The organism is Streptomyces flavofungini, assembly GCF_014650815.1.
Lineage (GTDB): Bacteria > Actinomycetota > Actinomycetes > Streptomycetales > Streptomycetaceae > Streptomyces > Streptomyces flavofungini.
Window position 1 is genome coordinate 256,657 of sequence record NZ_BMVR01000012.1, and the last position, 24,265, is coordinate 280,921.

General features: G+C 74.1%; 13 protein-coding genes. 6 read left to right on the forward strand and 7 right to left on the reverse strand.

Features of this window, described 5'->3' with window-relative positions:
• Positions 1-13: 13 nt before the first annotated feature.
• The gene (locus IE274_RS29165; RefSeq protein ID WP_190118887.1) at positions 14-382 is read right to left on the reverse strand and encodes a MerR family transcriptional regulator; all 369 of its coding nucleotides are present in this window, start codon (positions 380-382) and stop codon (positions 14-16) included.
• A gap of 117 nt (positions 383-499) precedes the next feature.
• Between IE274_RS29165 and IE274_RS29170 the strand changes: the two genes are divergently transcribed.
• The 4 genes from IE274_RS29170 (at position 500) to IE274_RS29185 (ending at position 3,879) form a co-directional block, all read left to right on the forward strand.
• On the forward strand, positions 500-1,570 hold the full coding sequence (locus IE274_RS29170; protein ID WP_190118888.1) for an alkene reductase: 1,071 nt from the start codon (positions 500-502) through the stop codon (positions 1,568-1,570).
• Between the two features lie 58 nt (positions 1,571-1,628).
• Complete coding sequence (locus tag IE274_RS29175; protein ID WP_190118889.1) at positions 1,629-2,261, forward strand: hypothetical protein; 633 nt, start codon at positions 1,629-1,631, stop codon at positions 2,259-2,261.
• Positions 2,262-2,338: 77 nt separating this feature from the next.
• Entirely contained in the window at positions 2,339-3,094 is a 756-nt protein-coding gene (locus tag IE274_RS29180; RefSeq protein WP_190118890.1) for a nucleotidyltransferase domain-containing protein, read from the forward strand.
• 44 nt (positions 3,095-3,138) lie between these two features.
• Positions 3,139-3,879, forward strand: coding sequence for a nucleotidyltransferase domain-containing protein (locus IE274_RS29185; RefSeq protein ID WP_190118891.1), 741 nt, complete (start codon positions 3,139-3,141; stop codon positions 3,877-3,879).
• A gap of 56 nt (positions 3,880-3,935) precedes the next feature.
• Here IE274_RS29185 and IE274_RS29190 read toward each other — a convergent pair whose 3' ends face one another.
• Complete coding sequence (locus tag IE274_RS29190; protein WP_307822159.1) at positions 3,936-4,187, reverse strand: DNA glycosylase AlkZ-like family protein; 252 nt, start codon at positions 4,185-4,187, stop codon at positions 3,936-3,938.
• On the opposite strand from IE274_RS29190, the gene IE274_RS29195 reads away from it, so the two are divergent.
• Positions 4,179-4,337 (forward strand): hypothetical protein, encoded by a 159-nt coding sequence (locus IE274_RS29195; protein ID WP_190118892.1) that lies wholly within the window; start codon positions 4,179-4,181, stop codon positions 4,335-4,337. The two genes, IE274_RS29190 and IE274_RS29195, sit on opposite strands and share 9 nt — an antisense overlap.
• A gap of 48 nt (positions 4,338-4,385) precedes the next feature.
• Here the strand turns inward: IE274_RS29195 and IE274_RS29200 are convergent, their stop codons facing one another.
• Together IE274_RS29200 and IE274_RS29205 are read right to left on the reverse strand one after the other, a co-directional pair.
• Positions 4,386-6,644 (reverse strand): MGH1-like glycoside hydrolase domain-containing protein, encoded by a 2,259-nt coding sequence (locus tag IE274_RS29200; protein WP_229909882.1) that lies wholly within the window; start codon positions 6,642-6,644, stop codon positions 4,386-4,388.
• A gap of 134 nt (positions 6,645-6,778) precedes the next feature.
• Positions 6,779-7,516: a S1 family peptidase gene (locus IE274_RS29205; protein WP_190118893.1), complete on the reverse strand. Its 738-nt coding sequence runs from the start codon at positions 7,514-7,516 to the stop codon at positions 6,779-6,781.
• Positions 7,517-8,207: 691 nt separating this feature from the next.
• Between IE274_RS29205 and IE274_RS29210 the strand changes: the two genes are divergently transcribed.
• A complete protein-coding gene (locus IE274_RS29210) occupies positions 8,208-10,010 on the forward strand; it encodes a pectate lyase-like domain-containing protein (RefSeq protein ID WP_190118894.1) in 1,803 nt (600 codons plus the stop codon).
• A 128-nt stretch (positions 10,011-10,138) separates the two neighbouring features.
• On the opposite strand, the gene IE274_RS29215 is transcribed toward IE274_RS29210, so the two are convergent.
• The 3 genes from IE274_RS29215 to IE274_RS29225 form a co-directional block, all read right to left on the reverse strand.
• Positions 10,139-10,897, reverse strand: a complete 759-nt coding sequence (locus tag IE274_RS29215; RefSeq protein ID WP_190118895.1) for a thioesterase II family protein — start codon at positions 10,895-10,897, stop codon at positions 10,139-10,141.
• Positions 10,898-11,034: 137 nt separating this feature from the next.
• The gene (locus IE274_RS29220) at positions 11,035-22,377 is read right to left on the reverse strand and encodes a type I polyketide synthase (RefSeq protein WP_190118896.1); all 11,343 of its coding nucleotides are present in this window, start codon (positions 22,375-22,377) and stop codon (positions 11,035-11,037) included.
• Between the two features lie 49 nt (positions 22,378-22,426).
• Positions 22,427-24,265, reverse strand: a 1,839-nt coding sequence (locus IE274_RS29225) for a type I polyketide synthase (RefSeq protein ID WP_190118897.1), incomplete at its 5' end; no start/stop codon positions are given.

A 24,265-nucleotide genomic window follows, 5' to 3' on the forward strand; every position in this document is an offset into this window, starting at 1 on the left:
GCCCGGCGGGTCCTCAGCGGGGGCAGGGGCGGCCCCGCTCCCGGGCGTCGTCGGCCAGGGCGATGGCCGCGTCGAGGCGGTCCCTGGTCGCCAGCATGCCGGTGATCTGCCCGTCGAGACGCGCCCGCTCGGCCCGCAGCCGCTCCAGGAGCTGCGGGGCCACTTCGTCGGTCTCGATGCAGGGCAGCAGGTCCACGATGGCCTTGCTGGCAAGCCCGGCCGCGTACAGCTGCTGGATCAGCCGGACCCGCTCGACGGCCGCGGGCCGGTAGTGGCGCTGACCGCTGGGGCTGCGGTCCGCGGACAGCAGGTCCTGCTCCTCGTAGTACCGCAGCGCCCGCACGCTCACGCCGGTCGCCGCGGCGAGTTCCCCGATCCTCATGCGCCCCTCCCGAACACGTGCCTCCGACCTCGACACTTGCCTCTGACGTCAACGTCAGGTTTTAGCGTAGCCGACGCACCACCCCGCACCCGCCGGTACTACGCGAAGGACACCACTGTGACCAGCCTGTTCGACAGCTTCCCGCTCGGGAGCCTGACGCTGCCCAACCGCCTCGTCATGGCCCCCATGACCCGCGCCCGCGCCACCGCCGACGGCATCCCCGCCGAGCTCACGGCGACGTACTACGCGCAGCGCGCCACCGCCGGGCTCATCGTCACCGAGGGGGTGCAGCCCAGCCGCACGGGCCAGTCCAACCCCAACACTCCGGGCCTGCACACCGACGAGCAGGTCGCCGCGTGGCGGCCGGTGACCGACGCCGTCCACACCAATGGCGGCCGCGTCTTCGCCCAGCTCATGCACGCGGGCCGCGTCGGCCACCCCGACGTCGCGGGCCACCATCCCGTCGCGCCGTCCGCGATCGCCCTCGACGCCGCCCTGTACACCGGCCCCAAGGGCCGCCAGGCCGCCCCGGTCCCCCGCGCGCTCAGCACCGCCGAGGTCCGGGACGAGGTGCGGGTGTTCGCGGACGCCGCCCGCCGCGCCGTCGACGCGGGCTTCGACGGCGTCGAACTCCACGGCGCCAACGGCTACTTCATCCAGCAGTTCCTCGCCACCAACACCAACCACCGCACCGACGCCTACGGCGGCTCCCTCACCGGCCGCATCCGCTTCGCCGTCGAGGCGACCGAGGCGGCCGCCGAGGCCATCGGCGCCGACCGCGTGGGCCTGCGCCTCTCCCCCGGCGGCAGTGTCTGGGGCATCGTCGAGGACGACGTACCCGAGCTCTACGGCGCGCTCGTCGCGGCCCTCGCACCCCTCGGTCTCGCCTATCTCCACGTCCTCACCGGCACCGAGGAGGACACCCTCGTCGCGCTCCGCAAGGCGTGGCCGGGCGCCTTCATCGTCAACCCCGGCGGCCAGATCGGCCCGACGCCGGGCGACCGGGCCGCCGGTGAGCACTGGCTCGCCCAGGGCGCCGACCTCATCAGCTACGGCCGCGCCTACCTCGCCAACCCCGACCTCGTCGAGCGCTTCCGCGCGGGCCTGCCGCTGGCCACCGCCGACCCCGACACCTGGTACCAGGGCGGCGCCAAGGGCTTCGCCACGTACACCGGCTACCAGCACTGAGCGTCCCGGGATGGGGGGCCTCGGCGCCCCGAAGCCCCCCATCACTACGCTCAGCCCCATGGGGCTGAGCATCGAAGTGCTGATCGCCGACGCGGCCTGGCTCGGGGAGGTTCCGCTCCCGGAGCGGCTGTCGCGGTTGCGGGACGCCTGGTACGCCGACGAGACGGGACTGTGGGACCTGGACGCGGGCGCCGCGCAGTCGGTCGAGGGAGACTGGCAGTGGCCGCAGGGGCCCGACAGCGCGTACTTCGGGGTCTACGCGTTCCGGCGCACCCTCGGTTCGTACAAGCCGCACTTCTGGGCCGGGGAGCGGTGGGAGGACGTGCGCGACCACGCCGACCCGGTGCTGCGCGCCGCGTTGGACGCCCTGCTGCTCGGGCTGATCTGGTGCGGCCCCGACGGCGAGGACGAGCACACGGATCCTGGCGTCTTCGGCGACGGCCCCGCCGTCTCCAACGGAGTGCTGCTCGCCCGCGCCCCGGACAGCGTCCGGCGGCTGGCCGCGACCTGGGAGAGGCTGAGGCCTCGCCTCGGCGGGTTGCGCGCGGCCTTCACCGCACATGCGGCGACGCCCCAGGAGGGTGGGTGGATCTCCTCCTTCGACGAGTTCACCGACCTCCTTGAGGACTGGGGCCGCGTCCTCACCGAGGCCGACCGGCGCGGTTGGTGCGTGGTGGGACTCAAGGACTAGGCGGGGCGGGCCCGACCCGGCCCGCCCTCGTCCGCCGCTCACGAACCGCACCTGAACCACCCACGATCGGAGCGTTGATGACCGGGACGAACGACGACCGCTTCCTCGACGACGTCGCCGACCGGCTCGCCGCCCTGCCCGCCGTGCACGCCGTCACCCTCGGCGGCTCCCGGGCCCAGGGCACGCACGCCCCGGACAGCGACTGGGACTTGGCGGTGTACTACCGGGGCCGCTTCGCCCCGGACGACCTGCGGGGCATCGGCTGGCCCGGTGAGGTCTCCGAGATCGGCGGCTGGGGCGGCGGCGTGTTCAACGGCGGGGGGTGGTTCACCATCGACGGCCGGGGCGTGGACGTCCACTACCGCGACCTCGACGCCGTCGAGCACGAACTCGCCGAGGCCCGGCAGGGCCGATTCCACTGGGAGCCGCTGATGTTCCACCTCGCGGGCATCCCCAGCTACCTGGTCGTCGCCGAACTCGCCCTCAACCAGGTCCTGCGCGGCACCCTGCCCCGCCCCGAGTTCCCTCAGCCCCTGCGCGAGGCCGCCCCACCGGTGTGGCGACAGCGCGCCACCATGACCCTCGACCACGCCAAGTCCGCCTACGCACCCCGCGGCCAGGCCACCGAGGCCGCGGGCGCGATCGCCACGGCCGCCCTCCAGTCCGCGCACGCCGTCCTCGCCGAGCGCGGCGCGTGGGTCACCAACGAGAAGCAGCTCCTGCGCCGGGCGGGCCTGCGGGGCATCGACGCGGTCGTGGCGGGGCTCCGGCCGGACGACCCCGCCGCGCTGCGGCGTGCGGTCGTCGAGGCGGAGGCGCTGCTGCTCCCGTGACCTCGGGCGGTGGTCGCACGCCTGTGCTGGCACGATGAACTCCCATGAATGATCACGGCAATGATCAGGACACGTACCGCGCGGCGGCCACCCGTCTGGTCGCGGCACGCCACCCGCACGCGCTCGGCGCCCTGCTCGGCGGCTCGGCCGCGCAGGGCCGCGCCACGCCGAGCAGTGATCTGGACCTGGCGGTGCTCCTGCCGGACTCCGGGCACAGCGGCCGCGAGGTGGTCCGGCACGAGGGCCGCCTCGCCGAGCTGTTCCTCAACACCCTCGCGGACATACCGGAGTTCTTCGCCTGGGACAGGTCCCGCCGCCGCGGCACCGTCCTCTTCCTCTACGACCGGGGCCTCCCCCTGACCGACCCGCACGGCCATGTCGCCCGCACCCGCGAACTCGCCCGGCAGGTCCTGGCGTCCGGACCCGCCCCGCTCGCCCCGGAGGAGCGGGAGCACAGCCGGTACGCCCTCACCTGCTTCCTGGACGACCTGGTCGACCCGGGTGACCCGGCCGACCGCCACGAGCAGTTGTCCGTCGCCGAACACGTCCTGCGCGAGGCGGCCCACCTCCTCACCGCCCACCACAACGCCTGGACGGGCATCGGCAAGTGGCTCCCCCGCAGGCTCCTCGACGCGGACCCCGTCCTGGGCAGGGCGCTCCTGGACGGCCGTCGGGCCGTGGCCGAACACGCCGACCCCGGGCCGCTCGCGGCAGCAACGGAGCAGGTGCTCGACCTGCTCGGCGGGCCCCTGCGCGAGGGCTACGCGCACCGCTGGAAGCCCTGACCCAAAGCCCTGGCCCCGCCCCGATACGGACGTCGGACCCGATGACCGCACCCCGCTCAGCGGGGCTGGGTGGCCAGTTGGCGTTCGAGGGGGGTGCGGTAGCAGGGGGTGACGCGGGTGTCGCCGAGGAAGGCGGCCAGGCGGGTGGCTTCGGCTTCGATGGCGGCGCGTGCCGCTGGGCCGGGGTCGATGAGGAGGTGGTGGTTGATGCGGCCGTCGGGGGTCTGGGCCCAGGCTCCGATGATCCGGCCGTCGGCCCACAGGGTGGGGCCGATGTTGCCGTTGCGGTCGAACAGGCCGTGGCCCACTACACCGACCAGATCACCGCCACCGCGGCCGCCGCCGTCATGAACGGCCTCACCCTGCGCGGCCTCGCCGGCACCGAGCCGCCCACCCGCACCGCCATCGAGGCCGTCCTCCGCCGCGTCCTGACCCCCAACCCGGGCCTGGCACGGTAGGAGCGCGCATCCTCAAGGGCGGCCCCCCGAAGAGGGCCGGACAGCTCGCTAGCGCTGGCTCAGCATGGGCAGCAGCACCGCCGCCGACCAGCTGAAGTTGGGTGAGTTCAGGGGGGCGCCGGTCAGCGGGTCGTAGTTCTCCATCACCGGGCTCCGGGCCGAAAGGCCGTGGGCCGCGGTCAGGAGGCGGTCCGTGAGGGTGCGGGACTGTGCCGCGTAGCCGTAGCGCCGCAGGCCCGCCTGGGCGAAGTACGCCTGGTCCAGCCAGACGGGGCCGCGCCAGTAGCGCTGTGGGGCGAAGTAGGGCGAGCTGCGGGCGACGGTCGGGAAGGGGACGGGGGTGGCGAACTCGCGCGGGTCGGTGAGGCGGTCGCGTACGGCGGCGGCCTGTGGGCGGGACGCCGTGCCGGTCCACAGGGGGATGGCGCCCTCGATGCCTCGGCCCCGCGCGGTGAGCCGCTTGCCGCTGTCGAGGGCGATGTCGTGGAACCAGCCGTCCCCGGGGTCGTACATCCGCTCGCGCACCGCCCGGTGCGTGGCCTCGGCCCGGGCGCGCCAGCGCCGCTCCCCGGCGCGGTCCCCGGTCGCGCGGGCGATGTCGGCGAGGTGGTCCTGGTCGGCGGCGAGATAGGCGTTGAGGTCGACGGACTCCTGGGTGAGGGAGTAGCCGGTGACCGTGCCGGAGGCGTCGCGGTTGGTGACGACGGAGGTGCCGAGGCCGGCGTCGAAGCGCGGCGCGTTGTCCATGCCGCTCTCCCAGGCGGCGGCGAGCCTGCGCTGCTCGGTGCTGTCGTTGGCGGGGTCGACGGTCGCGCCGTACTCGGCGAGCCCGTCGCGGTCGTGGTCCCGGTTGCGGTACCACCAGGCCTGGTACGCGGCCAGCTTCGGGTACATCTCGCGCAGGAACGCCCGGTCGCCGCCGCGCCGGTAGACCTCCCACACGGCCCAGGCGGCCAGCGGGGGTTTGCTGTTGCGCTCGTTCCAGTTGCCGCCGCCGTCGGCCTGGTCGTTGAAGAAGACGGCGTCGGGGATCATCCCGGCGTCCTGCGGCCGGGTCGCCGAGGTCGGCCGGATCTGGTGGTCGAACATGGCGCGGATCTGGGACTGCGCGAGCCGGGGGTCGAAGCGTGCGGTGCCGACGGCCTGTTTCCAGGTGTCCCAGGCCCAGATGCCGCCGGTGAACCACTTGTAGGAGAGGGACGGGCTGATGGCGTCGTGCCGGATCCGCCCGGCGGCGGAACGCCAGTTGGTGACGAGGGTCTCCAGCGACTTCACGGCGAGACGGCGCCGGTCGGCCGGGACGCCCCGGGTGACGCCGGCGACGTAGCGGCGCCAACGCGCTTCACCGGCCAGCGCGTTGGCGGCGGGGTGCGCGAGGACACGGCGCACGGAGGAGGCCTCGCTGGCCCGCTCGGCCGCGGTGAACGTGTAGCTCTCGGTCCAGTCCAGGCTGCGGGCCGCTCCGGGGGCGAGGGTGAGGGGCGCGGCGAGCTCACTGCGGTACGTGTCGCCCTCGACGGTGGTGCGGACGGGCTCGCGGTGGGTGACCTCGAAGCGCTCGGTGCCGTCGGTGAGGTAGTCCCACTTCTCGCGGACCCGGGCGAAGCCGACGGCGACGCCGCGCGCGGTGGCGCTCAGCGCGGGCGCGTCGCGCTGGGGCGCCGCCTCGGGGCGCAGCAGGGTCCCGGTCCAGTCGGCACCGAGGGTGCGGGGCGCGCGGCCGGTGTTGTGGACCCGGGCCCGGACGAGTGCGGTCCGCTCCGTGGCGAAGCGCAGTTCCAGGGTCAGTCGCAGGCCGTCGTCGAGGCGGTAGGTCTGGCGCAGCGCCCCGGGCAGTGACGTGAAGCGCGGTGCGCCGCCCCCGGCGAGGTCGAGGTGCTCGCCCGCCTCGGTGAGGCGCATCCGGCTGAAGGACTTGCTCAGCCACCACGGGTATTCCTGCGCGATGTGCAGCGGCCCGCTGAAGCCGCCGTGCGTGGACGGGTCCTGCACCGAAGGCAGCGCGTAGGCGTGCCAGGCGCCACGGTCGGCGAAGACGGTGACCGGGTTGAACTCGCCGGGCTGCGCGGCGGCCGGGACGCCTTGGAGGTCCAGGACGTTCGCGTACGCGGAGCGGATGCCCGTCGCCTCCGGGTCCGCTGCCTGCCGGTCCGCCGTCGCGGTGGTGTGCCGCGCCGGGTCCTGCCGTGCCGCGTGCGCCGGTGGCGCCCCGTGCGCTGGTCGCGCCGCGTCGGCCGCGGGGGCGAGGCCGACGGCCAGGGTGACGGCGAGGGCTGCGGCGGTCAGGGCGCGCGGGCGGGAACGCAACGTGCTGGTCTCCGGTCTGTGGCGAGGGCGTGGGCGGGGCGGGTGGCCCGGCGTCGCCTCCGCGCGGTGACCGCGCGGAGGCGACGGGACTGGCTGGGGGTCACTCGGTGGCGCGAGGGAGGCGGCGGGGCGGGTCAGACGCCCGCGATGCTCTGGATCCAGGAGCGGTACGCCGTCACGTTCGTGTACGCGGTCGAGGTCTGGCGGTCGCTGGTGGACGCGACGCCGACCTGGATGCCGTTGGCCATCATCGGGCCGCCGGAGTCGCCGCCCGCGGTGATGCCGTTGCCGCGCCGGGCGCAGATGGCCTGACCCTGGAAGTAGTCGCGGCAGCCGCCGGTCACGACGACGTTGGCGACCTTCAGGAGCTGCGACTGGCAGTTGATCTCCTGGCCGCACTGCGAGGTGGCGCCCCAGCCGTACACCTGCACGGTCTGGTTCACCTGCACGGAGCCCGGGTTGCCGAGGCGCGCGTAGGTGCCGGACACGGAGCGGTCGAGCTTGACCAGGGACAGGTCGGAGTTCGCGTTGTTGTGGACGCTGACACCGTTGGCCGTGGTGCCGCCCGAGGTCTGGTCGAGGCTGCCGATGCGGAACGAGAGGCCGCCGCCGCTGACGCAGTGCTTCGCGGTGAGGATCCAGGTCGGCGCGATGATCGTGGCGCTGCAGGTCTGCCGGCCGTTCGAGAACAGGCGGGCCGCCCAGGGCGCGTTGCTGGCGTAGCCGCCGCCGATGATCGGCTGGGCGGAGGTGCCGGATGCGACCGTGGGTGCGTTGGCGGACGGCGCCGTCTGCGCCGCCGCGGTGGGGGCGAGCCCCAGTACGGCGATTGCGGTGGCCGCGAGCGCGGGGACGAGTCTGGATATTCGCACGTTCGTCTCCATTGTGTGGGGGATGGAACGTCCTGCGATGAGGACGCGACCGCATAGGTATGCGGCTGAAACGCACACGCGGAAGGCGGGATCACCCCTGGCGCGTGCATGCCATGCTCGGCTGGGGTGAATGTGGCAGAGGAGTCACTGCGGACGCAAGAGGTTGACCGGCGAAATCCCCTCGCCATAGCGGTCCCGCGGTCGCCTTTGGATCTATTTCGCAGTTCACGGTTGCGATTTGACCTTCAATCACCTAACCGGACGAGACCCGTCCACCCTGCGGACCTCACCCGTAAGCCGCCGCGCCAGGCGCCGTTCGGCAGCGTTGCACAGCTAGCCGTCACGTCGGGAATGCCCCGCGGCAGCTCCCGCTCATCACTGCGTGACGTGATGCGTGGGCTTGCAACCCGGCGCATGTCCAAACGGGCGGACACGCGGCGGTACGCAGATCGGCTTGACCCCGCGCGAAGCCACCTCTTGAACGCAGTGGCTCCGTACAGCGGCACGGCCCGCGCTCCCCATTCACCGCCAACTACCCTATATACCCCGCGATTTGGCCTCCCCCGTTCAACAAGTCACGGAACTCCGGTCGCTTCCCTTGACGCGGGATTCACGCGGATGAAACATGCAACGGCAAGAGAGCGCTCCCAGAACCCCCACGTGTTCATTTCCTGAACTAGGAGAGTGCCCCATGCCCCCTTCCCCCACGAACTCCCCCTCCCCCGGCTCCCCGGCCCGCAGATCCGTTCTCGGGGCCGCCGCCGCGTCGGTGCCCGCACTCCTCGCCCTGTCCGGTCCGGCAGTCGCCGGTCCGGCAGCCGCCGCGCCCTCGGCCCGGAAGGCCCGGCTGCCCGGCGGCGGTGACCTCGGGCCGAACGTCATCGTCTTCGACCCGGCCACCAGCGGGATCCAGGCCAAGCTCGACGAGATCTTCAAGAAACAGGAGTCGGCGCAGTTCGGCACGGGCCGCTACGCCCTCCTCTTCAAGCCCGGCACGTACCACGGGCTCAACGCCCAGATCGGCTTCTACACCTCCATCGCGGGCCTCGGCCTGTCCCCCGACGACACCACCATCAACGGCGATGTCACCGTCGACGCGGGCTGGTTCGACGGCAATGCCACGCAGAACTTCTGGCGGTCGGCGGAGAACCTGGCGCTGATCCCGGTCAACGGCACGAACCGGTGGGCCGTGTCGCAGGCCGCGCCGTTCCGGCGCATGCACATCCGCGGCGGCCTGAACCTGGCGCCCACCGGGTACGGCTGGGCGAGCGGCGGCTACATCGCGGACAGCCGCATCGACGGCGAGGTCGGACCGTACTCGCAGCAGCAGTGGTACACCCGCGACAGCGCGGTGGGCGGATGGCGCAACGCCGTGTGGAACATGGTGTTCTCCGGCGTCGAGGGCGCGCCGGGGCAGAGCTTCCCCGAACCCCCGTACACGACGCTGCAAACCACCCCGCTCTCCCGCGAGAAGCCGTTCCTCTGTCTGGACGGCGCCGAGTACAAGGTGTTCCTGCCGGAGCTGCGGACCAACGCCCGCGGGGTGTCCTGGGGCAGCGGCACACCGCGCGGCACGTCGGTGCCGCTGTCGCGGTTCTACGTCGCCCGGCCGGGCGTGTCCGCGGCCACCCTCAACCAGGCCCTGGACGAGGGGCTGCACCTGCTGTTCACGCCCGGGATCTACCACCTGGACCGGACGGTCGAGGTACGGCGGGCCGGGACCGTCGTCCTCGGGCTCGGCTACGCCACCCTCATCCCCGACAACGGCGTCACCGCCATGAAGGTCGCCGACGTCAACGGGGTGCGCCTCGCCGGTCTCCTGATCGACGCCGGTCCGGTCAACTCCCCCACCCTCCTGGAGATCGGCCCGCAGGGCGCCGCCGCCGACCACGCGGCCGACCCCATCACCGTGCAGGACGTGTTCATCCGCATCGGCGGCGCGGGCCCCGGCAAGGCCACCACCAGCATGGTCGTCAACAGCCGCCACACCATCGTCGACCACACCTGGGTCTGGCGCGCCGACCACGGCGACGGCGTCGGCTGGGAGACCAACCGCGCCGACTACGGCGTCCGCGTCAACGGCGCCGACGTCCTGGCCACGGGCCTGTTCGTGGAGCACTTCAACAAGTACGACGTGCAGTGGTACGGCGAGCGCGGCCGCACGGTCTTCTACCAGAACGAGAAGGCGTACGACGCCCCCGACCAGGCCGCCATCCAGAACGGGAACATGAAGGGATACGCGGCCTACCGCGTCGACGACTCCGTGACGACGCACGAGGCGTGGGGCCTGGGCAGCTACTGCTACTACAACGTCGACCCGAGCATCGTCCAGCACCACGGCTTCGCCGCCCCGACGAAACCGGGCGTGAAGTTCCACCACCTGCTGGTCGTGTCGCTCGGCGGCAAGGGCCAGTACGAGCGCGTCATCAACGACACCGGCGACCCCACGTCCGGGACGTCGACCATTCCGTCCAAGGTCGTCTCGTACCCCTGAGCACGGCTCGATCCGCACCCCTGAGCACGGCTCGATCCGCACCCCTGAGCGCCTGAGCACGGCACGCTCCGCACACGGCGGAGCGGGGGCTGGACGGCTCCCTCGTCCAGCCCCCGCTCGTCCCGTGCCTAGCCGACGGCCACGGCGCCGCGCAGCGCCTCACGTATCGCCGCGAGCACCTCCGCCGCGCGCGGGCTGAGGAAGAAGTGGCCGCCGCGGAACACCTGGATGTCGAACGCGGCGGTCGTGTGGGCGCGCCACTGCTCGGCTTCGGCGACCGTCGTCTTCGGGTCGTCGTCGCCCGTGAGGGCGGTGATCGGGCAGTCGACGGTCGCCTCCACGGGGCCGTACGTCTCGATGGCCCGGTAGTCGCTGCGGATCGCGGGCAGCACCATCCGCAGCAGCTCCTCGTCGCCGAGGACCTGGGCGTCGGTGCCGCTCATGGACTTCATCTCGGCCACGATGCCGTCGTCGTCCCGCTGGTGGACGTTCTCCTCGCGCCGCGTCGACGGCGCGCGCCTGCCGGAGGCGAACAGGAGCGCGGGCTTGTGGCCCCGCTCCTGGAGCCTGCGCGTCACCTCGAACGCGAGGACCGCGCCCATGCTGTGCCCGAAGAACACGACGGGACGGTCGAACAGCGGCTCAAGAACGGCCGCGATGCGGTCGGCGAGGACGCCGATGTCGTCCACGTTCGGCTCGTGCCGCCGGTCCTGGCGGCCGGGGTACTGCAGGGCCGTCACGTCACAGCCGTCGGCGAGCGCGGCGGAGACGGGGAAGTAGAAGCTCGCCGACCCGCCCGCGTGCGGGAAGCACACCAGGCGGACCGGGGCGTCCGCTGCGGGGTGGAACCGGCGGAGCCAGAGGTCGCTGCCGTCGGCAACTGTCATGTTCTTCGTCCATTCTGCTGTCGTTGCTGTCGTTGTCGTCGTCGCTGTTGGCGTCGTTGTCGTCGTGTCAGGAAGAAGGTCCCGCCCTGGTCCGGAGGGTGTCATCCCGCCGGCCCGGAGGGCCATATCGCCCTGGTCTAGCGGGAGTTGTCGCCCAGGCTCTGGTCCAGCCAGGCCTGTACGGCGCGTGCCGTGGACTCGGAGCGGTCCTCCATGATCGTGAAGTGGTTGCCGGGGACGTCCGTGTCCTCGTGCGGGAACGGCCAGCCGGGCTGCCAGTCGTCCTCGGTCTCGATCGCCTCCGACTCGCCGGGCGGGAAGGTGGCGTGCACGTACAGCGTCGGCGCCTCGACCGGCTCGGGCTCCCAGTCGTTGAACACGCGCAGGTAGCCGCCCTGCCCGGTGAGCTGCGGGCCGTTCATCATCTGGAACGCCTCGGTGGTGGTGCCGCGTTCCTGCAGCGCCGCGTACAGCCGGTCCTCGAAGGAGTTCGTCGAGATGTACGTGTCCACGAGCACCACGGCCGCCGGGGCGTGGCCCTGCCGTTCGAGGAGCGCGGTGACGGCGTTGACCATCCACCCGCCCGACGAGTACCCGGCGAGGACGAACGGCCGGTCCCCCGCCGCCCTGCGGACGGCCGCCGCCTGGTAGCGGACGACGGCCTCGCGGGTCGCGGGCAGCAGCTCCCCCGCCCCGAAGCCGGGGTTGGGCAGCACGGTCACGTCCCGCTCGCCCGCGAACACGGGGGCGAACCGGGCGTAGTAGTGCGGGCCGGAGGGCGCCATCGTCGGCGGGAAGCACAGCAGCGGGACACCGGGACCGGTGGCCAGCGTGACCGGCGGCAGGGCGGGCATCTCGTCCGGCTCTTCGAACACCGCCCGCAGCCGCGCGGCCGCGTTCACCATCTCCCACGCCTCGTCCTCCATGCCGCTCTCGTACGCCTGCCGGTACAGGCCGGTGAGCGAGTCCTCAAGGACCGCGGGGGCGCCGGCGGCGGGGGTGCCGCCGGCCACCGAGGCGAGTTCGCGCCGCAGGTATCCGGCGAGCGCCGGTCCGGTCGGGTGGTCGAACACGACGGTGGTGGGCAGGCGCAGACCGGTCGCGCCCGCGAGCTGGTTGCGCAGCTGCAGCGCGGTGAGGGAGTCCAGGCCGAGCTGCGTCAGCGGGCCGGAGACGTCCAGCTCGTCCGGCGCGTAGCCGAGGACGGCCGCCACGTGGTCCCGGACGAGGCGCAGCAGTGCGCTCTCCCGCTCCTCCTCCGTCAGCCCGGCGAGGCGCTGCGCCAGCGGCTCCTCGTCCACGGCCACCGCCCTGGTGGCGCGCGGGCGTACGAGGCCGCGCAGCAGCGGGGGCGCCGCGTCGGGCCCGCCGCGCAGGGCGCCGACGTCGAGCCGCATCGGCACCACGACCGCGTCGTCGGCGGCGCAGCCGAGGTCGAACAGCGCGAGGCCCTGCTCCTCGGTCAGGCCCGCGACACCCGAGCGGGACATCCGCGTCGCGTGGGTCCCGGCCATGTGGCCGGTCATCTCGCTCGCCGTCTCCCACAGGCCCCACGCCAGTGAGGTCGCGGGCAGACCGGCGGCACGGCGGTGCTGGGCGAGCGCGTCGAGGAACGCGTTGGCCGCCGCGTAGTTGCCCTGGCCGGGGCCGCCGAGGATGCCCGAAACCGAGGAGAACAGGACGAACGCCGACAGGTCCAGGTCACCGGTCAGCTCGTGCAGGTGCCAGGCGGCGTCGACCTTGGGCCGGAACACGGTGTCGATCTGGTCCGGCGTCAGCGAGCCGATCGTGGCGTCGTCGAGGACGCCCGCGGAGTGCACCACGCCGGTCAGCGGGTGGTCCAGGGGCACCGCGGCGAGGAGTTCGGCGAGCGCCACGGGGTCGGTGACGTCGCAGGCGGCGAGCGTGACCTGCGCGCCGAGTTCGGTCAGTTCCGCGCTGAGTTCGTCGGCGCCGGGGGCGGCGGCGCCGCGGCGGCTGGCGAGGACGAGGTGCCGGACGCCGTGGTCGGTCACGAGGCGCCGGGTGACGAGGCCGCCGATCATGCCGGTGGCGCCGGTCACGAGGACGGTGCCGCCGGACGTGAAGGCGAGCGGGGTCTCCGTCTCGGACGGCCGGGAGCGCGCGAGCCTCGGCACCAGCGGGTCACCGGCGCGCACCGCCGCCTGCGGCTCGGCGGCGGCGAGGACGGCGGGCAGCGCCGCCCAGGACGCGTCGTGCCCGTCCACGTCGACCAGCGCGAACCGGTCGGGGGTCTCGGACTGCGCCGACCGGATCAGGCCCCACACCGCCGCGTCGGCGACGTCGCTCACGTCCTCGTCGGACCCGGTCGCGACGGCCCCGCGGGTCACGAAGACGAGGCGGGAGTCCAGGAACCGGTCGTCGGCCAGCCACTCCTGGGCCAGCCGCAGCGCGCGCAGGGCGGCGCCGCGGGCGCCGGAGACCGGCTCCGCGTCGTCTTCGGCGCACGGAACGAGGACCAGCTCCGGCACCCCGGCCTCGGCGAGGGCAGCCAGATCGACGTGCTCCTCGACAGTGACGCCGGACGCCGCGAGGCCCGCTCCGGCCTTCAGGTCGTCCGGGCCGACGATCGCGCAACCGCGGGCGGGAGCGGGGGTGGCCGCACGGGTCGGTGCGGCCACCCACTCCAGCCGGAACAGTGAATCGCGGTGGCGCGCACCCCATTGGTCCGCGGCGATCGGCCGCAGGACCAGGGATGCGACCGTCGCCAGGGGGTTCCCCTGCGCGTCGGTCAGTTCCAGGGAGACGGTGTCGGGTCCGGCCTGGGTGAGCCGGACCCGCGCCGCCGTGGCACCGGTCGCGTGCCACCGGATCCCGCTCCAGGAGAACGGGAGCCGGGGCCGACCGGCGTCTTCGACGAGGCCGCCGAGCATGCAGGCGTGCAGCGCGGCGTCGAGCAGCGCCGGGTGGAGGCCGAACGACGCGGCGTCCCGGTGCTGTTCCTCGTCAAGCTCGATCTCGGCGTACACGGCGTCCGCGCCGCGCCACACCGTTCGCAGGCCCTGGAAGGCGGGCCCGTAGGCGAACCCGGCCTCCTCCAGGCCGTCGTAGAAGCCGTCGATGTCGACGCGTTCGGCACCGGCGGGCGGCCAGTCCGCCATGGGGGCCGGGTCGGTGGCGGCACCGGTGGCGAGGTAGCCGGTGGCGTGCCGGGTCCAGTCGGTGTCGGCGGCCGGGTCGTCGGGGCGGGAGTCGATGCCGAGCGTCCGGCGGCCGGAGCCGTCGTCGCCGCCGACGGTCACGCGCAGGCGTACGCCGCCGTGTTCGGGCAGGACCAGGGGCGCGGCGAGGGTCAGTTCCTCGACCTCGTCGAGGCCGAGCCCGTCGCCCGCGGCGAGCGCGATCTCCGCGAAGGCCGTGCCGGGTACGAGGGTCGTCTCCGCGACGGCGTGGTCGGCGAGCCACGGGTGGGTGTCCGTGCCCAGCCTGCCGGTGCACACCAGGCCCTGCCCGTCGGCGAGTTCCACGACGGCGCCGAGCAGCGGGTGGTCCGCGCCCGCGAGCCCGAGGCCCCCGGCCGCTTCTTCGAGGCGCAGGTCGCGGGGGGCGTCCAGCCAGTAGGACTTGTGCTGGAAGGCGTACGTGGGCAGGTCCACGCGGCGCGCGCCGCGACCGGCGAACAGGGCTTCCCATGCGACCCGTACGCCCCGTGCGCACAGCTGTGCCACGGCGGAGACCAGCGCGGGCTCCTCCGGGCCCTCGCGGTGCGACACCGGCACGAACGCCGCGTCCGGCGCGGATTCCTGCCCGAGTGCCGACAGCGTCCCGCCGGGGCCGACCTCGATGAACGTGGCCGTGCCCGCGGCTACCAGCGTGTCGACGGCGGCGGCGAACCGCACGGCCTCGCGCACGTGCCGCACCCAGTACCGCGGCGAGGTCAACTCCTCGGCCGTCGCCCGCGTACCGGTCAGGGTGGACACGATGGGGATCTTGGGCGCCGCGAAGGACACGCTCTCCAGGACCGTGCGGAAGTCGTCCAGCATCGGGTCCATCAGCGGCGAGTGGAACGCGTGGCTGACGCGGAGGCGGGTGACTTTGCGGCCCGCCTCGCGCCACCGCTCCGCGACCGCATCGACATCGGCGGCGACACCGGAGACGACCACCGAGGCGGGGCCGTTGACCGCCGCGACACCGACCGTCTCCGGCAGGTCCGACGCCACCTCGGCCTCCGTGGCCTGGATCGCCACCATCGCACCACCGGACGGCAGCGCCTGCATCAACGCGCCACGCGCCGACACCACCTTCGCGGCGTCGGCCAGCGACCACACACCCGAGACGTGCGCGGCGGCCAGCTCGCCGATGGAGTGCCCGGCCAGCATGTCGGGGCGCACGCCCCACGACTCCAGCAAGCGGAACAGCGCCACCTCGACCGCGAACAACGCGGGCTGCGTCACCCCGGTCTCGTTCAGCGCCTCGGCATCCTCACCGAACAGCACCTCACGTACCGATGGATCGAACTCCGCCAGCGCGGCGTCAAGAGCTTCGGCGAACACCGGGAAGCGCTCCGCCAGTTCGCGTCCCATGCCGAGCCGCTGCGCGCCCTGCCCCGGGAACAGGATTCCCACGCCGCCGGTGGCGACGGACCCCGTGTGCAGGCCGGAGAACGGCCGCCCCTCGGCCAGCGCGGCCAGTCCGTCCAGGAGTGTCGCGCGGTCGTCCGCGACGACGACACCCCGGTGGTCGTGCGCCGACCGCGTCGTGGCCAGGGAGTAGGCGACGTCCAGGACGCCGGTGCCCGGCTCGCCCTCGACCTGCTCGCGCAGCCTGGCCGCCTGCTCCCGCAGCGCATCCGCGCTCAGCGCGGACAGCACCACCGGAACCGGACCGGCCGGTGCGGCGGCAGGAGCGGACGCCGCGTCCGCTGAGGCCGCCGGGGCCTGCTCGATGATGGTGTGCGCGTTCGTCCCGCTCACGCCGAACGACGACACGCCCACCCGGCGCGGCCGACCGGTCTCCGGCCACGACCGGGCCTCGGTCAGCACCTCGACCGCGCCCGCCGTCCAGTCGATGTGGGGCGAGAGCTCATTGACGTGCAGGGTGCGGGGCAGCTCGGCGTGGCGCAGCGCCATCACCATCTTGATCACACCCGCCACACCGGCGGCGGCCTGGGAGTGGCCGATGTTGGACTTCAACGAGCCGAGCCACAGCGGTTCTTCGGCGCGGTCCTGGCCGTAGGTGGCGAGGAGCGCCTGGGCCTCGATCGGGTCGCCGAGCGAGGTGCCCGTGCCGTGTGCCTCGACCGCGTCCACCTCGGACGGGGTCAGGCCCGCGCTGGCCAGTGCCTGCCGGATCACCCGCTCCTGCGAGGGGCCGTTCGGGGCGGTGAGGCCGTTGGACGCGCCGTCCTGGTTGACCGCCGAGCCGCGCACGACCGCGAGAATCTTGTGGCCGTTGCGCTGGGCGTCCGAAAGGCGTTCCAGGACCAGCATGCCGACGCCCTCACCGAGGCCGGTGCCGTCCGCGTCGGCGGAGAACGCCTTGCAGCGGCTGTCGGGGGCCAGGCCCCGCTGGCGGCTGAACTCCAGGAAGGCGCCCGGGCTCGACATCACCGTCACACCGCCCGCGAGCGCCAGTTCGCACTCGCCGGAGCGCAGAGCCTGCGCCGCCAGGTGCATGGCCACGAGCGACGACGAGCACGCCGTGTCCACGCTGACGGCGGGCCCTTCCAGGCCGAACGTGTAGGAGAGGCGGCCGGAGGCGACGCTGCCCGAGCTGCCGAAGCCGAGCTGCCCCTCGAAGCCCTCCGGCGACCGCGTGAGGCGGGAGGCGTAGTCGTTGTACATCACGCCCGCGAACACACCGGTGGCGCTGCCCCGCAGCGACTTGGGTTCGATTCCGGCCCGCTCGAACGCCTCCCAGGAGGTCTCAAGGAGCAGGCGCTGCTGCGGGTCGACCGCCAGGGCCTCGCGCGGCGACATGCCGAAGAAGGCCGGGTCGAACTCGGCGGCGTCGTGCAGGAAGCCGCCCCGGCGAACGGTGCTGGTGCCGGTGTTGTCGGGGTCCGGGTCGTAGAGCGACGACACGTTCCAGCCCCGGTTCTCGGGGAATTCGGAGATCGCGTCGGTGCCTTCGGCGACCAGTCGCCACAGGTCCTCCGGCGAGCGCACCCCGCCGGGGTAGCGGCAGCTCATGCCGATGATCGCGATCGGTTCGTCGTCGGCGACCGCCCTGCGGACGACCGCGGCGCCCGCCTCCTGGCCGCCGAGCAGCATGGCGCGCAGGCGGCCCGCGAGCACCACGGGCGTCGGGTAGTCGAAGACCAGGGTCGCGGGCAGGCGCAGGCCGGTGGCCGCGTCGAGCCGGTTGCGCAGCTCGACGGCCGTGAGCGAGTCGAAGCCGAGGTCGCCGAAGGACCGCTCGGGCTCCACCTCGGCGGCGGACGCGTGACCGAGGACGGCAGCGACGGCGGTGCGTACGACGTCGAGCAGTGCCGGGAGGCGCTCGTCCTCCGGGAGTTCGGCGATCCGTGCCGCGAGGCTCCCGGCGGCCTTGGCGGCCTCGGGGCGCGCGGTGCGCACCAGCGCGCGCAGCAGCGGCGGGACGGTTTCGGGGCGGGCCCGCAGGGGTGCCAGGTCGAGGCGCATGGGTACGGCGACGGGTGCCGGCAGCGCGAGGGCGGCGTCGAAGAGGCGCAGTCCCTCCTCGGTGGACAGCGCCGCGGCACCGGCGCGCGTGAGGCGGCCGCGGTCGGTCTCGGCGAGGTCCTCGGTCATGCCGCTCGCGTCCGCCCACAGGCCCCAGGCCAGGGAGGTCGCGGGCAGGCCGCTGGCGTGCCGGTGCTGGGCGAGGGCGTCCAGGAACGCGTTCGCCGCGGCGTAGTTGGCCTGGCCGGGGTTGCCGAAGGTGCCCGCGGCGGAGGAGAACAGGACGAACGCGGACAGGTCGAGGTCGCGGGTCAGTTCGTGCAGGTTCCGGGCGGCGTCGACCTTGGGGCGGAAGACGGTGTCGACGCGCTCCGGGGTGAGCGAGCCGATCACGCCGTCGTCCAGGACGCCCGCCGCGTGCACGACGGCCGTCACGGGATGCTCGGCCAGCAGGGCCGTCACCGCGTCCCGGTCCGCTGCGTCGCAGGCGACGGCGTCGACCTCGGCACCCAGGCCTGCCAACTCGTCGTACAGCTCGCCGACGTGGCCGCGACGGCTCGCGAGGACGAGTCGGCGTACGCCGTGGTGCCGCACCAAGTGCCGTGCCACGAGGCCGCCGAGCATGCCGCTCGCGCCGGTCACGAGGACCGGGCCCGCGCCGAACGCCGGGGCCTGCGCCCCTTCGGGCCGGGACCGCACGAGCCTCGGAGCGAGCAGTTCGCCGCCCCGCAAGGCCAGTTGGGGTTCCCCGGTCGCGACAGCGCCGGGCAGCGCGTGGACGGAGGCGACCAGCAGGTCGACGTCGACGAGCACGAAGCGGCCGGGGTGTTCGGCCTGTGCCGCGCGGACGAGGCCCCACACCGGCGCGTTGGCCAGATCGGGGACGTCCTCGTCGGGGCCCGCAGCCACCGCGCCGCCGGTGACGAACACCAGCCGCGCCGAGGCGAACCGGTCCTCGGCGAGCCAGTCCTGCACCAGCGCGAGGGCCCAGTGCGCGGCCTCCGCGGGGTTCGCGGCCGGGGGCACCGGGGCGAACACGAGGTCGGGCACGTCGTCGTCGGCCAGCGTGTCCAGGTCCGCGTACGCGGTGATCGGCTCGGCGATCTCCACCTGGGCGAACCCGTGCCCGAGGACGGCCCAGGGGGCCGGGGCCGAGGCGGCGGGGCGCACCGGCGTCCAGTCGACGCGGAACAGCGAGTCCAGGCGGCCACCGGTCAGGCCGTCCGTCGACAGGGGCCGCAGCGCGAGTGCCTCGACCGAGGCGACGGGGGCGCCCGTGGTGTCGGTCAGGTCGATCGCGACGCCCGCGGCGCCCGCCGGGGCCAGCCGCCCGCGCAGGGCGCTCGCGCCGCCGCTGTGCAGCCGCACCCCGCTCCAGGAGTACGGCAGGTGCAGCCGCTCCGTGTCGGCGACGAAGGCGCCGAGCCCGATGGCGTGCAGCGCGGAGTCGAGCAGCGCGGGGTGCAGCCCGAAGGAGCCCGCGGTGTCCTGCTCGGCCAGCTCCACCTCGACGAACACCTCGTCGCCCCGGCGCCAGGCGGCGCGCAGCCCGCGGAACGCGGGGCCGTAGCCGAGTCCCGACGCGGCGAGGTCGTCGTAGCGGCCCTCGATGTCGACGCGCTCGGCGCCCGCGGGCGGCCAGGCGTCGCCGAGAGCGGCCGGGGCCCCGGCACCGCCGGCCGCGGCGGCGTTCGCACCCACGACGAGCGTGCCGAAGGCGTGCCGCGTCCACGGCTCGCTGTCCGGCTCGTCGTCGGACGCGTCGTCGGCGCGCGAGTGGACGCTGACCGCGCGGCGCCCGGACTCGTCCGGTGCCCCGACGGACACCTGGAGCCGCACCGCGCCGTCCTCCGGCAGGACCAGCGGCGCCGCCAGGGTCAGTTCCTCGACGTGGTCGAGGCCGACCTGGTCGCCCGCCCTGATCGCGAGCTCCACGAACGCGGCGCCCGGCACGAGGACGACGCCGCCGACGGTGTGGTCGGCCAGCCACGGATGGGTGGCCAGGGAGAGCCTGCCGGTGAGGAGGGCGCCCTCCTCGTCGGCCAGGGTGACGGCGGCGCCGAGCAGCGGGTGGTCGGCGGACCGCAGGCCCGCCGAGGCCACGTCGCCGACGTGCGCGCCCGCGTCCAGCCAGTACCTGGCGCGCTGGAACGGGTACGTGGGCAGGTCGGTGCGGTGGGCGCCGCGGCCCGCGAACACCGCCTGCCAGTCGAGGGCGACGCCCCGCACGTGCAGGGCGGCGACCGCCGAGGTGAGCGTGGCGCCCTCGGGCCGGTTGGCGCGGGACCCGGCCACCAGGAGCGCGCCCTCGTCGGCGCAGTCGCGGCCCGCCGCGGTCAGCACCGCGTCGGGGCCCAGCTCCAGGAAGTTGGTGACGCCGTGCTCGCCCAGGCAGCGCACGCCGTCGAGGAACCGCACGGCCTCGCGGACGTGCCGGACCCAGTGCTCGGGGTCACGCGCCTGCTCCGGGGTGAGCACGGCGCCGGTCAGGGTGGACACGACCGGGATCGTCGGCGTGCCGTAGTCGACGGCCCGGGCGACGGCGCGGAAGTCGTCGAGGACGGCGTCCACGTGCGGGGAGTGGAAGGCGTGGCTGACCTTCAGGTACCGGGTCTTGCCGCCACGCTCCCGCCACGCGGCGTCGATCGCGGCGACCGCGTCGGCGTCGCCCGCGACCACCGTGGACTCGGGGCCGTTGACCGCCGCGACGTCGACCGTGCCGCCGTGCTCGGCGACCAGGCCGCGCACGGTGTCCTCGTCGGCGCGCAGCGACAGCATCACGCCGCCCTCGGGCAGCGCGCCCATCAGCCTGCCGCGGGCGGCGACCAGCTTGCACGCGTCGGCGAGGGAGAACACGCCCGCCACGTGCGCCGCCGCGAGTTCCCCAATGGAGTGTCCGGCGAGGAACTGCGGGGTGAGGCCCCACTGGGTGACGAGGCGGAACAGCGCCACCTCGACCGCGAACAGGGCGGGCTGTGTGTAGGTGGTCAGGTCGAGCAGGTCGGCGGCCGGGTCGGCCTCGGGTCCGGGCCCGGCGAAGAGCACGTCGCGCAGCGGCCGGTCCAGGTGCGGGTCCAGGCCCGCGCAGACCTCGTCGAGGGCCTGCGCGAACACGGGGAACTCCCGGTACAGCTCGCGGCCCATGCCCACCCGCTGGCTGCCCTGTCCGCTGAACAGGAACGCGAGCTTGCCGCGCGTACCGACCGTGCCGCGCACGAGGTGGGGCGCCTCGCCGTCGGCGGCGAGGGCCGCGAGGCCCTGCAGCAGCTCCGCGCGGTCCGCGCCGACGACGGCGGCCCGGTGTTCGAGGGCGGTCCTGCTCACGGCGAGCGAGTAGCCGATGTCCACCGCCGACGCGTCCCCGCCCCGCACGTGGGAGAGGAGGTCGGCGGCACGCTCGCGCAGCGCGGCGGGGTCGTTGCCGGACAGCACCCACGGCACGGCGTCGGCGCGGACGGGGTCGACGGGCGCCTCGGCCCGCTCGTCGTCGGGGCCCGGGGCCGGGGCCTGTTCGAGGACGACGTGGGCGTTGGTGCCGCTGATGCCGAACGACGACACCGCCGTGCGGCGCGGCTGCCCCGTCTCCGGCCACGGCCGGGCCTCGGTGAGGAGTTCCACGGCGCCCGCCGACCAGTCCACGTGCCGGGAGCGCTCGCCGACGTGCAGCGTGGGCGGCAGTACGCCGTGCCGCATCGCCATGACCGACTTGATGATGCCCGAGACGCCGGCGGCGGCCTGGGTGTGCCCGATGTTGGACTTCACCGAGCCGAGCCACAGCGGCTCGCCGTCGCGCTCCTGGCCGTAGGTGGCGAGGAGGGCCTGGGCCTCGATCGGGTCGCCGAGGGTGGTGCCGGTGCCGTGCGCCTCGACGGCGTCGATCTGGGACGCGGTCAGTCCGGCGCTCTCCAGGGCCTGCCGGATGACGCGCTGCTGCGAGGGGCCGTTGGGCGCGGTGAGTCCGTTGGACGCGCCGTCCTGGTTGACCGCCGAGCCGCGTACGACTCCGAGCACGGGGTGGCCGTTGCGGCGGGCGTCGGAGAGGCGCTCCAGGAGCAGCATGCCGGCGCCCTCGCCCCAGCCGGTGCCGTCGGCGTTCTCGGAGAACGACTTGCACCGGCCGTCGGCGGCGAGGCCGCGCTGCTGGCTGAAGCCGATGAAGGTGTCCGGGGTCGCCATCACGGTGACGCCGCCCGCGAGGGCGAGCCCGCACTCCCCCGACCGCAGTGCCTGGGCCGCCAGGTGCAACGTGACCAGGGACGACGAGCAGGCGGTGTCCACCGTGACGGCGGGCCCCTCCAGCGCGAACGTGTACGACACGCGGCCGGAGGCGACGCTGCCGAAGCTGCCGGTGCCGAGGAACCCGGCGACTTCCTCCGGCACCGACCGCAGGCGCGACGCGTAGTCGTGGTACATCACCCCGGCGAACACGCCGGTCCTGCTGCCGCGCAGCGTCGACGCGTCGATCCCGGCCCGCTCGAACGCCTCCCACGACGTCTCCAGGAGCAGTCGCTGCTGCGGGTCCATCGCGAGCGCCTCGCGCGGCGATATCCCGAACAGGCCGGGGTCGAACTCGGCCGCGTCGTGCAGGAATCCGCCCTCGGTGCGGAACTCCCGGTCGGGGTCCTCGGGGTCGGACAGCTCGACGTCGCCCCAGCCCCGGTCGGCGGGGAACGCCGTCACGCCGTCGCGGCCGTTCGCGACGAGCTCCCACAGGTCCTCGGGCGAGCGCACGCCGCCGGGGTAGCGGCAGCTCATCCCGATGATCGCGATGGGCTCCTGCTCGCCCTCCTCGACCTCGCGCAGCCGCCGACTGGTCTCACGCAGGTCGGCGGTGACCCGCTTCAGATAGTGCCGGAGCTTGTCTTCGTTGTTCATGCGGTCTCTACTCCAGGGAACGTGCGTGCAAGTGGGGTGGCCGGGCGGGTCATGAGATGCCGAACTCCTTGCCGAGCAGCTCGAAGACCTCGTCGTCCGTGGCGTCGTCGAGGTCGTCGGACGCCGACTCGGCGGCATCGGCACGGCTGTCGCGCCAGGCGCCGAGCAACGCCGAGAGCCGGGCGCCAACCTGGTCGTCCGCGTCGTCGCCGGGCTTGACCGAGGCGAGGCTCGCCTCGATCCGGCTCAGCTCGGCGAGCAGCGGCGCCACCCCACCGGGTTCTTCGATGACGAGCCCGTCCACGACGAGTCCGACCAGGTCGAGCGGGGTCGGGTAGTCGAAGATCAGCGTGGCGGGCAGGCGAAGGCCCGTGGCCGCGTTCAGGCGGTTGCGCAGTTCGACGGCGGTCAGCGAGTCGAAGCCGAGCTCCGTGAACGCGCGCCGCTCGTCGACCACGTCGGCGCCGGGGAGCGCCAGTACGGCCGCGACGTGCGTGCACACCACGTCGAGCACGGCGGACGACCGCTCGCTCGCCGGCAGCGCCGCGAGCCGGTCCCGCAGCGCGGCGGCGGGGTCGAGCCCGGTCTCCGCGGCCCGGCGGGCCGTCGTGCGCACCAGGCCGCTGAACACCGCGGGGATCTGCGGGAGTTCCCGTATCGCGCGCAGGTCGAGCCGCATCGGTACGACGACCGGGTCCGCCCCGAGGGCCACGGCGTCGAACAGCTCCAGGCCCTCCTCGGGAGCGAGGCCCGCGGTGCCGGTGTCGGCGAGGCGGGCGCCCATGCCGTCCCCGCCGGCCCACAGGCCCCACGCCAGTGAGGTCGCGGGCAGACCGGCGGCACGGCGGTGGCGGGCCAGCGCGTCGAGGAACGCGTTGGCCGCCGCGTAGTTGCCCTGGCCGGGGTTGCCGAGGGTGCCCGCCGCGGACGAGAACAGCACGAACGCCGTCAGGTCCGACTCGCGGGTCAGCTCGTGCAGGTGCCAGGCCGCGTCGACCTTCGGCCGGAAGACCGTGTCGACCTGGTCGGGCGTGAGCGAGCCGATGGTGCCGTCGTCGAGGACACCGGCGGTGTGCACGACGGCCGTCACGGGGTGCTCGGCCAGGAGCGCGGCGACCGCGTCCCGGTCCGCCACGTCACAGGCGGCCACGGTGACCTCGGCGCCCTGGCCGACCAACTCGTCGTACAGCTCACCGACTTGGCCGCGCCTGCTGGCCAGCACCAGTCGGCGTACGCCGTGCCGCGCCACCAGGTGCCGCGCCACGAGACCGCCGAGCATGCCGCTCGCACCGGTCACGAGGACCGGGCCGTCGCCGAAGGCCGGGGCCTCTGACACCGACTCCGACCCGGACTCCGCCTCCGCGGGCCGGATCCGGACGAGCCTCGACACGAACGTCTCACCGGCGCGCACGGCCAGCTCGGGTTCCGAGCTGGTGATGACCGGCTTCCAGGCGTTCTCGTCGTCGATGTCGACGAGCACGATGCGGCCGGGGTTCTCGGACTGCGCCGTACGCACCAGGCCCCACACCGCGGCCGCCGCCAGATCCGCCGCGTCCTCGCCGGGTTCGACCGCCACGGCACCGCGGGTCACCAGGACGAGACGTGAGGCCTCGCACCGGTCGTCGGCCAGCCAGCCCTGCACCAGCTCCAGGGCGCTCAGCACCGCCGGGCGCACCGAGGCCACGTCAGCGGACTCGGCGCACCGCACCACGACGTTGTCCGGCAGCAGTTCGCCCGCGTCCAGCTCCGAGCGCACCGCCGCCCAGTCCGCGAACTCCGCCACCGAACCGGCGGTCCCGCCCGACGGCGCCGAGGCAGGTGTCCAGTCGAGCCGGAACAGCGACTCCCAGCCCTGCCGCGACAGCGCGGCCGACACTGGACGCAGCAC

Bases quoted from the DNA above. Each gene is read 5' to 3' on its own strand.
- IE274_RS29165 (WP_190118887.1), bottom strand. From the start codon at position 382: ATGAGGATCGGGGAACTCGCCGCGGCGACCGGCGTGAGCGTGCGGGCG.
- IE274_RS29215 (WP_190118895.1), bottom strand. From the start codon at position 10,897: ATGACAGTTGCCGACGGCAGCGACCTCTGGCTCCGCCGGTTCCACCCC.
- IE274_RS29180 (WP_190118890.1), top strand. From the start codon at position 2,339: ATGACCGGGACGAACGACGACCGCTTCCTCGACGACGTCGCCGACCGG.
- IE274_RS29185 (WP_190118891.1), top strand. From the start codon at position 3,139: ATGAATGATCACGGCAATGATCAGGACACGTACCGCGCGGCGGCCACC.
- IE274_RS29220 (WP_190118896.1), bottom strand. From the start codon at position 22,377: ATGAACAACGAAGACAAGCTCCGGCACTATCTGAAGCGGGTCACCGCC.
- IE274_RS29210 (WP_190118894.1), top strand. From the start codon at position 8,208: ATGCCCCCTTCCCCCACGAACTCCCCCTCCCCCGGCTCCCCGGCCCGC.
- IE274_RS29175 (WP_190118889.1), top strand. From the start codon at position 1,629: ATGGGGCTGAGCATCGAAGTGCTGATCGCCGACGCGGCCTGGCTCGGG.